The organism is Ignavibacteria bacterium (assembly GCA_016873845.1).
Lineage (GTDB): Bacteria > Bacteroidota > Ignavibacteria > Ch128b > Ch128b > JAHJVF01.
In genome coordinates this window covers 66,601-80,824 of record VGVX01000004.1, presented here as the reverse complement: position 1 = coordinate 80,824, position 14,224 = coordinate 66,601, and the positions used below count along the sequence as shown (strand labels likewise).

The following is a 14,224-nucleotide window of genomic DNA, read 5'->3' as shown; positions in this document are numbered from 1 at the left end:
AAAAAAAGTTACTGAATATAACCGTTTTGATTTTTTCTCGAAAATTATTAAAACCCTTGGAGGTTTATTCCTCCTTCTTGCAATCCCTAAAAAAATATTTGGTAAGCCAATTGACCGATTAAATCAAGTAGAGTTTAAAGAACACCCGAATTCGGTTAAAAGGAGGAAGTAAGGTAGTTGATGAGTAAAAAACCTTCAGAGCAAAATTCTGTAAATTCGCATTGGAAAAGTATTGGTGAGTATCAAGACTCAAGTTCAATTGTTGAGATAAAGCAGAATGAATTTATAAATGGTGCGACTGATGAATTCGATGTTTCCGAATTACCAATTCTCTCCCGCAGGAAATTTTTAGCATTATTATCCGCATCGGCTGCAGTGACCGTTACAGCATGCACCGATTACAGAGACAAAGGAGAGATTGTTCCTTATACGAACAAACCCGAAGAAATCACGATTGGCAAAGCAAATTATTATGCTTCGACATGCAATTTATGTAAGCAAAACTGTGGAATTTTAGTTAAGACTCGCGAAGGCAGGCCAATAAAGATCGATGGGAACCCAGATCATCCAGTTAATAAGGGAAAGATCTGTAATAAGGGCCAAGCAAACATTCTAAATCTCTACGATCCGGAGAGATTAAGACATCCAATTGAAAAAGCAACGAATTCTTCATTCATTGAAAAGAATTGGGAAGAAGTTGACAAGAAGATCATCGAAAAATTAAAACAATCTGTATCAGCAAATAAAGAAATTGCATTAGTAGCTCACACGAATTATTCACCCTCAGCCAAAAAGCTTTTTGATGGATTCGTAAAAGTTTTTCCAAATGCAAAGATATATACGTACGAATTGTTTTCGGAGGCAAACAAGCTTTTAGCATGGCAGAAATGTTATGGGAATTTGAATTTACCAGTTATACGCTTAAATGAAGCAAAAATAATTTTATCTCTTGATTCAGATTTTCTTGCAACGGATGGCAGTGTAATTGAAAATATTCGTCAGTTCACTCAGCAACGCGATATCGATAGTCCAAATGATTTCAATCGCTTGTATGTGATAGAGGGAAGAATGAGCTTGACTGGAATGAATGCTGATTATCGTCTGCGGTTGAGACCTGATTTCCAATTTGAATTTGCAATGAGCTTGTTGAGTGAACTCGTTCTAAACCGAGGGCTTCGAACAAATGGAATTGATTCATCGGTTCTTAGTGAACTTAAAAAATATTCTTTGATTGATTTCGTTAAAAAACATTCGTTTGATCCGAATTCCATCAATAATCTTGTCGGAGATTTGATAGCTAATCAGGGCAAATCAATCATATTGGGAGGAAACAGTTTAAGTGAGCAAACTCATATCGTTCTGAACATTTTAAATGATGTATTAGGAAGTTCCAAACTCTATGATGAGAAATCTTCGCAGATGAGTTTTCAGCTGGAGACTTCCAGTAATGATATTAATGGACTTGTACAAAAAATGGGCAAAGGCGAAGTCGGTGCAGTAATATTTTACGATACTAATCCAACTTATCATTTCCCAAGTCTAGATTTTGCAAATCAATTGAAGAAAGTTGGAATTTCCATTGGCTTAACAGAAAGTAAAAATGAAACTTCCGAATTATGCCATTATGTTCTGCCAATAAATAATTTATTGGAGTCATGGGGAGATTATCAAACTCGAAGCGGTATAATCAGTCTGCAGCAACCAGTAATTTCCCCGATTTATAAAACTCGGCAAAAGGAATCAATTCTTTTAACATGGTTGACTGGTTCCTTTGATGAAAAAAACTATCATGAATTTATCCGTCAGCGATGGGAAAAAGAGTTTTATCCATCGTTGAAATTGCTCTCTGATTTCACCTCTTTTTGGTATGCATCACTGCACGATGGAATCGTAACTGTTACTGAAAATAAACCTCAAACAAATAAGTTGAGTATTAGTAGTGATAGTTTATTTACCCGTGAAGTAAAACAAAATAATTTCTATGTTCATTTAGTAGAGGGGCAAAACTCAAGTGATGGAAGGTTCGCAAATAATGGCTGGCTTCAAGAAATTCCGCATCCTGTTTCAAAAATTGTTTGGGATAATTATGCAGCCGTTTCACCAAAAACTGCAAAGGAATTTAAGCTTGAAGATAATGATGTAATTGAGATCGAATCCGATGATAAGAAAATTTCTGTTCCATGTTTTATTCAAGCAGGACAATCTGATGGATTGATTTCAATTGAGCTTGGTTATGGGAGGACTGTCTGCGGTGAAGTTGGTAAAAATGTTGGAGTAAATGCAAATGCATTGATTAATTTTAGTGACAATTCGCCAATATTTTATTTACCTGCCTCGATTAGTAAAACTTCTCGTAAGTACAACTTGGTTACTGCACAAGAGCATCATGCACTCGATGATGAATTCGTAAAAGATATTCATCGAAAGCGAAAAATAATTCAAGAGGGAACAGTTCAGCAGTATTTGAATGATCCAAAATTCATCCAAAAAGAAAAACACGATGTATTCAGCATCACAAATGAGGTTGAATACAATGGCTTAAAATGGGGGATGGCAATCGATCTGAATAAGTGTATTGGATGCAGCGGTTGTGTGAGTGCTTGTATTTCCGAAAATAATATTCCTGTTGTAGGAAAAGAGCAAGTGGAAAAAGGTCGTGAGATGCATTGGATGAGAATTGATCGGTACTACTCCGGGACTCTTGACGAACCAATAGTCAGCAATCAGCCGATGCTTTGTCAGCACTGTGATCACGCACCATGTGAGAATGTTTGCCCCGTTGCAGCAACTAATCACAGTCCTGATGGATTGAATCAAATGGCATACAATCGTTGTGTTGGAACAAGATATTGCTCTAATAACTGCCCTTACAAAGTTCGCCGATTCAATTTTTTGGATTTCCGAGAGACCTTCGAAGAAGGATATTATTCTCAACAGCCAATTAGCTTGTTGAACAATCCTGAAGTTACAGTCAGGTCACGCGGTGTAATGGAGAAGTGTACGTTTTGTATTCAGAGAATTATGGAAGCTCGGCAAATTGCTGTTGAAGAAGGAAGAGAACTAAAAGGAATTGATGTAATGACCGCATGTCAAGTCGCATGTCCATCGCTGGCAATTGAATTTGGAGACGTGAACGATCCAAATTCAATCGTATCAATGCTGCGTAAGCATGAACTCGGTTATCATGTTTTAGAAGAAATTAATGTCCGGCCTAATGTGACATATATTGCTAAGTTACGAAATACTCATTCGGAGGAAGTTTAGTGCGAAGTATTGATTATTCAATTGAACCATCAGTTGTAGAAGGCAAACCAACCCTCGCAGCAATTGATGATGTTGTTACTCGTCCTCTCGATACTAAACCGACCACTTCATGGTATGTTGCCATTTCGATTTCAGGTACCATGCTGCTTGTTGGAATAATAAGTCTTGCTGTCACTTTTATTTTTGGTGTTGGTGCTTGGGGTGTCAATCAACCGGTTGGATGGGGATTTGACATTGTTAATTTTGTTTTTTGGGTTGGAATCGGACATGCAGGTACACTGATTTCAGCAATTTTATTTTTACTTCGGCAGAGATGGCGAACAGGCATCGCACGTTTTGCCGAAGCGATGACAATATTTGCAGTTATGTGTGCAGGATTATTTCCATTGATCCACACCGGTCGCCCATGGCTGGATGGATATCTGATGCCATACCCAAATCAACATTCATTATGGGTGAATTTTACTTCGCCGTTACTTTGGGATGTTTTTGCGGTGTCAACTTATTTTACTGTTTCACTTATCTTTTGGTATGTGGGATTAATTCCAGACTTTGCGACTTTGCGGGATCGAGCAACAAGTAAAATCAAAAAAATAATTTACTCCATCTTTAGTTTGGGTTGGAGACATTCAAACCGGCATTGGCAGCATTATGAAATGGCGTATTTGATTCTGGCTGGATTCGCAACACCGCTAGTTCTCTCGGTTCATACAATAGTGAGTTTTGATTTTGCAGTTTCTGTGATCCCAGGTTGGCATACAACGATTTTCCCGCCATACTTTGTAGCAGGAGCTGTATTCTCTGGATTTGCTATGGTGCAAAATATGCTGATCCTCATAAGGAAAATTTTCAATCTGAAACACATCATAACACTAGATCATCTTGAAAAGATGAATAAAGTCATGCTGACCACCGGATTAATGGTCGGCTATGCTTATGCAATGGAATTTTTCATCGCATGGTACAGCGGAAATGCGACTGAGCAATTTGTTTTTTTGAATCGGGCTCTCGGTCCATATGCTTGGGCTTATTGGATTATGGTCAGTTGTAATGTATTAATTCCACAATTCTTCTGGTTTAAAAAATTGCGAAGATCGATTGTTGTGATGTTCATTATTGGTGTGCTTGTGAATGTCGGAATGTGGTTCGAACGATTTGTCATTGTAGTCACATCGCTATCACGTGATTATCTCCCTTCAAGCTGGGGGCATTACATACCTTCAATTTTTGATATAGGAATATTTATTGGAAGCTTCGGATTGTTTTTCACTTTGTTGTTATTATTCATTAAGACTGTGCCGGTTGTTTCACTTTCCGAAGTGAAAGCTGTAATTGATGGTGCGCAGCCAACGCATGGAGGTCGACACTAATGAATAATAAAACTTTATATTCGGTTTCAGGCTTATTTAATACTCCAAATGAAATTATTCACGCTAGTGAAGAAACAGTAAATGCAGGTTATAAAAAATTCGACGTTCACTCTCCATATCCACTACATGGGATGAACCAAGCGATGAATTTAAAACCCTCGAAACTTGGGTTTATAACATTAATATTTGGATTATCTGGAGCTGCATTTGCACTTGCATTTATGTGGTGGGTGAACGTGATTGAATATCCTCTTGTAATCGGAGGCAAACCATTATTTCAGCTTCCAGCGTTCATTCCTGTGACATTTGAAGTCACTGTGCTTTCAGCAGCGATTTTTACTGTCGTCGGAATGTTGTTCGTCATGTTTAAATTCCCTAATAATTCTCATCCTCTGCACGATACAGATTATATGAAAAAAGTTTCTGCAGATAAATATGGATTAACAATTCAATCGATAGACCTGCAGTTTGATGAGAATAAAGTAACATCATTCCTCAAATCACTTGGGGCAAGCGAGGTTTTCTCAATTCATTACGATGGAGAGGAACTCCGGACTGATAACAAGATTTTCAATCCAAAGTTTATTTTGTTTCTTATTGTTACGGCTGCTGTTGTTTCAGGTGCAACTTACTTTACTTTGAATAAATTATTATTCATGTCTCCATTTAATTGGATGGTGGAACAAGATCGTGTTAATCCACAATCGAAGAATGAATTTTTTGCAGATGGATTTGGAATGCGTGAACCTGTTGAGGGAGCCATCTCGCGCGGTTTCACGCCTTACAAATTTAAAGGTCAGCCGGAAAATGCTGCGAGATATCTAATAAATTCTTTACCGATGACTGAAATTAATTTGAAAATCGGTAAAGAGAAGTTTGAAATATTCTGTTCGCCTTGTCATGGAAATTTTGGTAAAGGAGACAGCAGACTGAAAGGACAGTTTCCGAATCCGCCTACTCTTCATTCGGAAAAAGTAAGAACTTGGAGCGACGGAGCTATATTTCATGTAATAACAGACGGGCAGAACGTGATGCCTTCTCACGCTCAGCAGATTTCAATCGAAGAACGCTGGGCTGTTGTAAATTATATTCGTGTCTTGCAGAGTGCTGTCAATGCGAAAGAGAGTGATTTAAAATGAATAACGAAAATTTTACTGTGAATTATGAACACAAAAAATTACATGGTTCAGTCACTCGAATTGGATTTTTCCTTTTAATAACCGGATTGCTAATTGTAATCGCTGGGGCGTTAGTCGATCAAACCAGAAATGCATATTCGAATTTAATCACATTCATGTTTTTATCAAGCATTGGTATAGGTTCATTGTTTTTGGTTATTCTTGAATACATCGCTGGTGCAGTCTGGAGCACTCCAATGCGTCGGGTGAGTGAATTCTTTGCCTTCTCAATTCCGTTTTTAGTTTTATTCGGACTTCCGCTATTCTTTAATTTACATGATCTCTTTCATTGGACACACACAGATGCAGTTGCTGCGGATAAAGTTTTGAAAGGTAAATCCCCATATTTAAATGAAACGTTTTTTATTATAAGATTTGTGTTTTTCTTCGCTATTTGGACAGCTTTTTATTTCTTCATTAAAAGGAATTCTGAAAAGCAGGATAAGACAAAAGACCAGTCTTTAACTAGGTGGAATATCAGGATTTCTGGATTCTTTATTCCTGTATTTGCAATTACTCTTTCATTCTTTGCGATTGATTGGCTGATGAGTCTTGAACCACATTGGTTCTCAACTATCTTTGGAGTTTATTATTTTTCCGGAACAATGCTTGCAGCTCTCGCATCTGGGACATTCGTAATAGTGCTGCTCCACGAGAAAGGATATTTTTCGAATCTTTTGCGTCCAGATCATTTCTACAGTATGGGTGCATTAATGTTTGCGTTCATTAATTTCTGGGCATACATAGCATTCAGTCAATTTCTGCTTATTTGGTATGCGAACATCCCTGAAGAAACGTTTTGGATGATCAGCAGATGGCAGAACGGCTGGGAGTATGTTTCTTTTGCAATGATAGTAGTTCATTTCCTTGTACCATATGTTGGCTTACTTTCGCAGTCATCGAAAATGGATACAAAGCGATTGAAGGTTATGTCATTGTGGATTTTATTTGCCCACTATCTTGATATCTTTTGGTTAGTAATGCCTTCTCATTATAAATCTTTTTCATTTAGCTGGATAGAATTTGGATTTCCATTGCATGGAATCGGATTATTGATCTTGGTTTTTACTTGGAAATTCAATCGAACGAATTTAATCCCGATTGGGGATCCGAAATTGAAACGAGGACTTGATTTTCATCTATAAAATTAGGATTGATGATGCACAATTCACAAATAAAAGAAGAACTTGATTTCAAAGATTTGATAAAAAATCCAATCAGACTTTTTGGATATAGTTACTTTTATATTTTTGCAATCCTTCTTGGATTGGGAATTTATTATGTCACAAGTCTGACTGACATGACAAAAAATCGAGTACCTCCAAGTTTAGCAGACACTTTATCTGCTGAAACCGATTTGCCGATGATGCAGCCAAGCAATATTCCTCCTGTTGATATTATGCAAATCAGTGTTCCAAATGCAGAACTGATCGAGAAAGGAAGAACATTTTACAAGAATAATTGTGCATCGTGCCATGGTGAGGAGGGCAAAGGTGATGGAGCTGCTGGTGTAGTTATGAATCCTAAACCGAGAAATTTTACACAACCTTTAAATTGGATCAATGGGCGAAAAATTTCTGATATGTATAAAACCCTTGATGAAGGAATTTTGAAAACCGGAATGCCTTCATATAATTACATGACAGCCGAAGATCGCTTTTCAATGATACATTTCATAAGAACGTTTACCGAGGATTTTCCAGAAGACACAGAGGAGGAACTTCAACAATTAAATTCAGTCTTTAAACTTTCGGAAGGTAAAGTAACCTCGGCTCAAATACCTGTGAGATTAGCACTGAAGAAAATCCTTGAAGAGAATCAATCGAAATCTGAAGAAATTACAAAGATTTATGAAAATATTTCAAACAGTACTGCTGCCATGGAAATTGAACTTTTTGAAAAAGTCTTTCAGAATAAAAAATTACTTGCCGGATTTTTAGCGTCGGAGACTTTTACTAGAAACCAAAAAACTGAAGTATTTAAAATTATCATTCAAACACCATTGAGCTATGGATTCAGTCCCAAAATAGCTCAACTAAATGCCCATCAATGGGATTATCTTTACAATTACTTACTTAAATTGAGGGAACAAAAGAGGAGTTGAAATGAAAATAATTACTACTAAAATAGTTTTGTTATTTACAGTGTTGCTTCTTCAAGCTTCATTGTATGCCCAAGAAAAAAAGCCAGAGGTAGGAATTGAAGAACAGCTCGGAAAAAATATTCCAATGAATTTGGAGTTTTACGATGAAGATGGATATCTCGTAAAACTTTCTGATATAGTTTCGAAGCCAACAATTTTGAATCTCGTTTTCTATGAGTGCAGAGGGATCTGTACACCTTTGCTTACGGAGCTTGCCGAAAACGTGAATAAAATTGATCTGGAACTTGGCAAGGATTATCAAATCTTGACAGTAAGTTTCGATCATACTGAAAAACCGCAATTAGCCGCTTCGAAAAAAATAAATTATATCAAACTTTTAGAACACCCAATCAAATCAGGAAACTGGCGATTTATGACAGGTGACAGCTTAAATGTCAAAACTTTAACAGATGCTGTTGGATTTTACTACAAAAAAGAAGAGGATCAGTTTATTCATGCCGGTGCCTTGATTTTCATATCTGCTGATGGAAAAATTACCAGATATCTTTTAGGGATTGATTTCTTGCCTTTTAATATCAAGATGGCAACCATCGAAGCTTCGGAAGGTAAAGTCGGACCAACAATTGCGAAACTTCTAAAGTTCTGTTATGCGTATGATCCAGAGGGAAGGACGTATGCATTGAACATCACAAGAATCATTGGCGTAGGAATAATTTTTTGCGTCATTGCTTTTGCAATATTCTTAACAGTCAAGCCAAAAAAATCCCGAAATACTGAGGATAAAAAAATATGAGTACGCATGTCTTAGAACATAATGAGCCTGATTATTTACAAGTAAAAAGCAAGCACAAAGGAATTTTTGCCTGGATTCTATCGACTGATCATAAGCGCATTGGAATTTTGTATTTGATCACGATGGGGATCTTTTTCTCTGTTGCAGTGCTTTTAGGATTCTTGATGCGAATGGAATTAATTTCACCAGGCAAAACCATTATGGATCCGCAGACCTACAATTCTCTTTTCACTCTTCATGGAGTGATTATGATATTTCTTTTTATCATTCCAGGTCTGCCAGCTGTTTTTGGAAATTTCTTTCTCCCAATTTTAATTGGAGCAAAAGATGTTGCATTTCCAAGAATAAATTTACTCTCCTGGTGGCTCTTTTTGATCGGTGGTTTACTTGCAGTTATTTCAATTTTTCTGCCTGGAGGACCGGTCGATACTGGCTGGACGTTTTACATTCCATACAGTATCAGAACAACAACGAATGTAATTCCGGCGTTGTTTGCTGCTTTTGTTTTGGGATTTTCTTCAATTTTAACCGGAATAAATTTTGTTACAACGGTTCATCGATTACGCGCGCCAGGGATGAAATGGTTTAAAATGCCGCTGTTTGTTTGGTCGCTTTATGCAACCGGATGGGTTCAAGTTTTAGCAACTCCAATTGTCGGGATAACCTTGCTATTAGTTATAATTGAAAGAACTCTTGGAGTGGGAATATTTGATCCTGCACTGGGTGGTGATCCGATTTTATTCCAGCATCTATTTTGGATTTACTCTCATCCTGCGGTATATATTATGATTTTACCTGCGATGGGAATAATTTCGGAAGTGATTCCTGTTTTTGCCCGCAGAACGATTTTTGGTTATAAGTTTATAGCGTTTTCAAGTCTCGCAATTGCCCTATTCGGATCGCTTGTTTGGGCGCATCACATGTTCACTGTCGGTATGAGCGATACTGCAATGTGGATTTTTTCCTTATTAACATTTCTTGTCGCTATTCCAAGTGCAATAAAAGTCTTTAATTGGGTTGCGACATTGTACAAAGGATCGATTGAACTCGAACCTGCCATGTTGTTCGCACTTGCTTTTATTTTTCACTTTACAATTGGCGGATTTACTGGAATAATGCAAGCGACTCTTGCGCTGAACATTCACATTCACGATACTTCTTTTATTGTGGCACATTTTCATTATGTTATGTTTGGCGGAACAGGATTCGGAATTTTTGCGGCAGCTCATTATTGGTTCCCAAAAATGTTCGGTAAAATCTTCAATCGGCAAGCTGCCAAAGCAGCCTGGCTATTGATTGTACTCGGTTTCAATACTTTATATTTTCCACTTTTTATCGCCGGCTATTTAGGGATGCCGAGAAGGTATTATGATTATTTACCTGAGTTTCACATTTATCATTTTATCTCAACAGTTGGAAGTTGGATTTTAATACTCGGATTATTGATCATGCTCATCAACTTTTTTGTTGCCTTAAAGCGTGGGAGGAAAGCTGATGCGAATCCATGGGGAGGGGAAACTCTTGAATGGAAAATTCAATCACCTCCAATTCTGGAGAATTTTCATGAAATACCAGTAGTCGAAACAGATCCTTACGATTATTCGAAATATGAAATAGACAGAAAGGAGTCGAAGTGAGCCAATCAGTTCAAGCTTCTGTTCATATTCACCGCGACGATGTAGGTGCACGCATTGGAATGTGGCTCTTTTTATTCACTGAATTAATATTGTTTGGTGGTTTATTTATTGTTTATGCAGTCTATAGATTTACTTATAGTAATGAGTTTGCTTTAGCCGCGAAAGAATTAGATACATTTCTCGGAATGGTAAATACTTTGGTTCTTCTTACCAGTAGTCTAACAATGGCAATGTCGATTACTGCAATTCAAAAGCAAAATAAAAATCTTGCCATGCTCCTTATTGGACTAACCATTGCACTTGCACTAACATTCATGGTAAATAAATATTTTGAATGGGGAGCAAAGTTCAGTCATGGAATCTATCCTGGAGGGAATGAACTTATCAACAAAACAAATGGAGAGATTCTCTACTTCGGTCTTTACTATGTAATGACAGGATTACACGGACTGCACGTCATTATAGGTGTAATAATTCTCTCAGTGATGCTTTATTTCATCCGTACAGATCATATAACTAAAGATTCATTTGTGAAATTAGAAAACTCGGGTTTGTATTGGCATCTTGTAGATATCATTTGGATTTTCTTATTTCCATTATTTTATTTAATACATTGAGGAACAAATGTCTCATCACAATGAAAATAAAACTCATGTAATTGGTTACGGGACTTACGCATTGGTTTGGCTGGCTTTAGTTTCTTTTACTGGGATTACAGTCGCTGTTGCCGGAATTGATATAGGTAATTTTACAATTGTCGTTGCTCTGCTGATTGCCTCGATTAAAAGTATATTGGTCTTAACGATTTTTATGCACTTAAGATTTGAAGACAAGGTGTTCAGGATGTTCGTATTTATTGCTTTTTTAACACTTGCGATTTTTATTGGTTTAACTTTCTTTGATTACTCATTTATAAGGTAGAATAAAATGTTTTCTGGTGGATCAAATTTTATAAAAGATGTCGATGGTGTATTTTTATTCATCCTAGCTGTATCAGTTCTTTTATTAGTGCTGATAACTTTTTTAATGATTTTATTTGTCATCAAGTATAATCGTAAAAAACATCCTACTCCAAAAAATATACATGGAAATATTCCACTTGAAATCTTATGGACTGTAATACCAACAATTCTTGTTTTGGGAATGTTCTATTACGGCTGGGTTGGATACACTAAAATGCAAGACGTTCCAAAGGATGCGATGGTGATTCATGTTGTTGCACGGATGTGGGATTGGGATTTCACTTATCCGAATGGAGTTAAAACTGATACATTGTATGTTCCCGTAAATAAAGCGATAAAAACTGAACTGGAATCTGCAGATGTAAATCATTCGTTTTATATTCCAGCTTTTCGAGTGAAGAAAGATGTAATTCCAAATAAAAAGAATTACATGTGGTTTATTGCCGACCAAGTTGGCTCTTATGATATTGCTTGTGCAGAATATTGCGGACTGAAACATTCGTACATGTACACCAAGGTTGTTGTTATGCCTGAGATGGATTTTGATAACTGGCTTATTGCGACCGCCAAAATTCAGCAAAACACTGATTCAATAAAAACAGTTGTTCCAAAATAGAAGTTGACTAAAAAGATTCAAATATTATTCGAACTCACTAAATTTAGAATTACTTCCTTCGCGACGATAACTACGTTTTTGGGTTACGTTTTGTATGCTCAATCCGTAAATGTTGATATCGTTGTGCCTCTGATTGGTACACTGCTGCTTGCTTGTGGTTCTGCTGCGTTTAATCATTATCAAGAAAGAAACTTCGATTCATTAATGACGAGGACAAAACATCGACCGATTCCATCTGGAAAAATTTCAGCAAAACAAACTTTGTTTTTAGGATTTTGTTTTTCACTCATTGGAAGCTTGATTCTTTTTCTTGGAAACGGGATCGTACCACTTTTACTTGGATTAATTGCGTTGGTTTGGTATAATTTAATTTACACACCTTTGAAAAGAATTAATCCTTTTGCAGTTGTTCCAGGATCTTTGATTGGAGCTATCCCTCCACTAATTGGCTGGACTGCAGCTGGAGGTGATGTTTTTGATTTGCAGATTTTAATTGTCGCTTTTTTCTTTTTCATCTGGCAGATTCCACATTTTTGGTTGCTTATGCTTTTCTTTGATGAAGATTATAAGCAAGCTGGTTTTCCGACTCTCTCAAAACATTTTTCTAACGAACAGATATCTCGGATTACTTTTATCTGGATGCTCTCGATTTCGGTTGCTTGTGTTGGATTGCCATTATTCCAAATTGTCAATTCGCCGTTGATAAATTTTGGATTAATTATCACTGGCATATGGTTAACTTGGCACGCTGCAAGAATTTTACTTCGAAGTGAAGAAAGATTCAGTCTTATGAATGCATTCAAGAGTATTAATGTTTTTGCCTTAATTATAATTGTATTGCTATCAATCGATAATTTATTTTTGAAGTAACACTTAGGATTATAATGGACTTTTTAAAAGATTTGGCTTTACCTCAATCGATGTCGCACATATCATTAATGCACTTTGTGCTCATAATGGTTTTTTTAATTTTAGTACCTTACCTCGGTATTTTAACTGGCAGTTCGATTTATTCCTTTTACTTTGATTTTAGGTCCAGGAAAAAGTCTGATAAAAATGATTTTCGCCTTGCAAAGGAAATTCTTGATTTCCCTTTTATGAATCTTTATTTACCAATTGTTTTCGGGATCATACCTTTCTTTACTATTATTTTAATTTATGCCCAACTTCTGCAGGGGACTGGATCAATCTCTATTGGATTAATGTTTTTCGCATGGCTTGTTTTTCTAATTTCAATTACACTTCTTTATTTTTATAAACAAAAGTTGAACTTAAAATTCATCTTCGATAGTGTTGAATCAAAAAGTGCCGAGTTTAAAGAATTTTCTGATGCTAACTTCCATTCTTATAAAAAATTTGGTATTTGGGGGATAATCTTGTTGTTGTTCTCTCTATTTATTATTTCTGCGGGATTGTTTAATTCAATTGCTGCAACTAATTGGGAGAATGTTACAACGATATTTCACACTTTCATTCAATTTGAGGTGTGGATTAAATTTATACTAATCCTCACTTTGTTAATGGTTATTTCCGGCTCGGCAATTTTATACTTTATATTTTATAACAATAAAGAGTATAAAGAGAATTTTGAGAAACTTGCCTACAGAGAGTTCTTTTTAAAACGAACTATGATATTTATTTTATTTCTGCCGTTATTGATCTTTGTTGAAGTATTGATCCTCCCAAAAGAATCTTTATCGATTGCTGTATTCAGCTCAGTGGTACTTGGGATTTTGGTTTTATTCCTTGTTGCACATTTCTATTACGCCATGATAAAAAAATCTAACTCAAAGTTCGCTGCAGCAGTATTTTATGCAACTATTGCAATCGTTTGTTTTTTAATGATTAAAGAAGCTTATACTTTAAGGAATGCAACCGCTGGAGAATCCGTAAAGTTAGCAGCACATTTTCAAAAATATGAAGAAGATTTGAAGTCGAAGCTTGGGATAAATTTGGTCGTATTGAGCGGAGAAGATATATTTATTGGTAAATGTTCAGCATGTCACAAATTTGATATAAATTTTACCGGACCTGCATATAATAATGTTCTACCAAAGTATCTTGAAAATAAGGGTGCATTGATTAAATTTATTCTCAATCCGACTAAAATTGATCCAGCATTTCCGCCAATGCCAGCGCAAGGACTAAAACCGCAAGAAGCAGAATCCGTTACAGATTATTTGCTAACCACATATAAAAACCAAAAAAAATAGGATTTTAGGAAGCAATTTCGCATTTTTTAGCAGTTAAATACTTGGATTTAGTCTATCTAATTTGATTTAGTGACTTCGATTAGATAT

12 protein-coding genes are annotated in these 14,224 nt (G+C 36.2%); all 12 read left to right on the top strand.

The window, feature by feature from the left end; translation table 11 throughout:
• The first annotated feature begins 180 nt into the window (after positions 1 to 180).
• The 12 genes from FJ213_02305 (at position 181) to FJ213_02250 (ending at position 14,137) form a co-directional block, all read left to right on the top strand.
• Positions 181 to 3,264, top strand: a complete 3,084-nt coding sequence (locus FJ213_02305) for a 4Fe-4S dicluster domain-containing protein (GenBank protein MBM4174992.1) — start codon at positions 181 to 183, stop codon at positions 3,262 to 3,264.
• A gap of 140 nt (positions 3,265 to 3,404) precedes the next feature.
• The gene (locus FJ213_02300; GenBank protein ID MBM4174991.1) at positions 3,405 to 4,634 is read left to right on the top strand and encodes a hydrogenase; all 1,230 of its coding nucleotides are present in this window, start codon (positions 3,405 to 3,407) and stop codon (positions 4,632 to 4,634) included.
• On the top strand, positions 4,634 to 5,773 hold the full coding sequence (locus FJ213_02295; GenBank protein MBM4174990.1) for a DUF3341 domain-containing protein: 1,140 nt from the start codon (positions 4,634 to 4,636) through the stop codon (positions 5,771 to 5,773). The genes FJ213_02300 and FJ213_02295 overlap by 1 nt, the downstream gene beginning before the upstream one ends.
• The gene (locus tag FJ213_02290) at positions 5,770 to 6,957 is read left to right on the top strand and encodes a quinol:cytochrome C oxidoreductase (protein ID MBM4174989.1); all 1,188 of its coding nucleotides are present in this window, start codon (positions 5,770 to 5,772) and stop codon (positions 6,955 to 6,957) included. The genes FJ213_02295 and FJ213_02290 overlap by 4 nt, the downstream gene beginning before the upstream one ends.
• Positions 6,958 to 6,968: 11 nt before the next feature.
• Positions 6,969 to 7,916 (top strand): cytochrome c, encoded by a 948-nt coding sequence (locus tag FJ213_02285; protein MBM4174988.1) that lies wholly within the window; start codon positions 6,969 to 6,971, stop codon positions 7,914 to 7,916.
• Between the two features lies 1 nt (position 7,917).
• Complete coding sequence (locus FJ213_02280; GenBank protein MBM4174987.1) at positions 7,918 to 8,709, top strand: SCO family protein; 792 nt, start codon at positions 7,918 to 7,920, stop codon at positions 8,707 to 8,709.
• Complete coding sequence (locus tag FJ213_02275) at positions 8,706 to 10,346, top strand: cytochrome c oxidase subunit I (protein ID MBM4174986.1); 1,641 nt, start codon at positions 8,706 to 8,708, stop codon at positions 10,344 to 10,346. Before FJ213_02280 ends, FJ213_02275 begins: the two co-directional genes overlap by 4 nt.
• Before the next feature lie 59 nt (positions 10,347 to 10,405).
• Positions 10,406 to 10,963, top strand: a complete 558-nt coding sequence (locus FJ213_02270) for a cytochrome c oxidase subunit 3 family protein (GenBank protein ID MBM4174985.1) — start codon at positions 10,406 to 10,408, stop codon at positions 10,961 to 10,963.
• 7 nt (positions 10,964 to 10,970) lie between these two features.
• Positions 10,971 to 11,267 (top strand): cytochrome-c oxidase, encoded by a 297-nt coding sequence (locus FJ213_02265; protein MBM4174984.1) that lies wholly within the window; start codon positions 10,971 to 10,973, stop codon positions 11,265 to 11,267.
• Positions 11,268 to 11,273: 6 nt separating this feature from the next.
• The gene (gene coxB, locus FJ213_02260; GenBank protein ID MBM4174983.1) at positions 11,274 to 11,924 is read left to right on the top strand and encodes a cytochrome c oxidase subunit II; all 651 of its coding nucleotides are present in this window, start codon (positions 11,274 to 11,276) and stop codon (positions 11,922 to 11,924) included.
• Between the two features lie 3 nt (positions 11,925 to 11,927).
• The gene (locus FJ213_02255; protein ID MBM4174982.1) at positions 11,928 to 12,794 is read left to right on the top strand and encodes a protoheme IX farnesyltransferase; all 867 of its coding nucleotides are present in this window, start codon (positions 11,928 to 11,930) and stop codon (positions 12,792 to 12,794) included.
• Positions 12,795 to 12,808: 14 nt separating this feature from the next.
• Positions 12,809 to 14,137 (top strand): hypothetical protein, encoded by a 1,329-nt coding sequence (locus tag FJ213_02250; GenBank protein ID MBM4174981.1) that lies wholly within the window; start codon positions 12,809 to 12,811, stop codon positions 14,135 to 14,137.
• Positions 14,138 to 14,224: the final 87 nt, after the last annotated feature.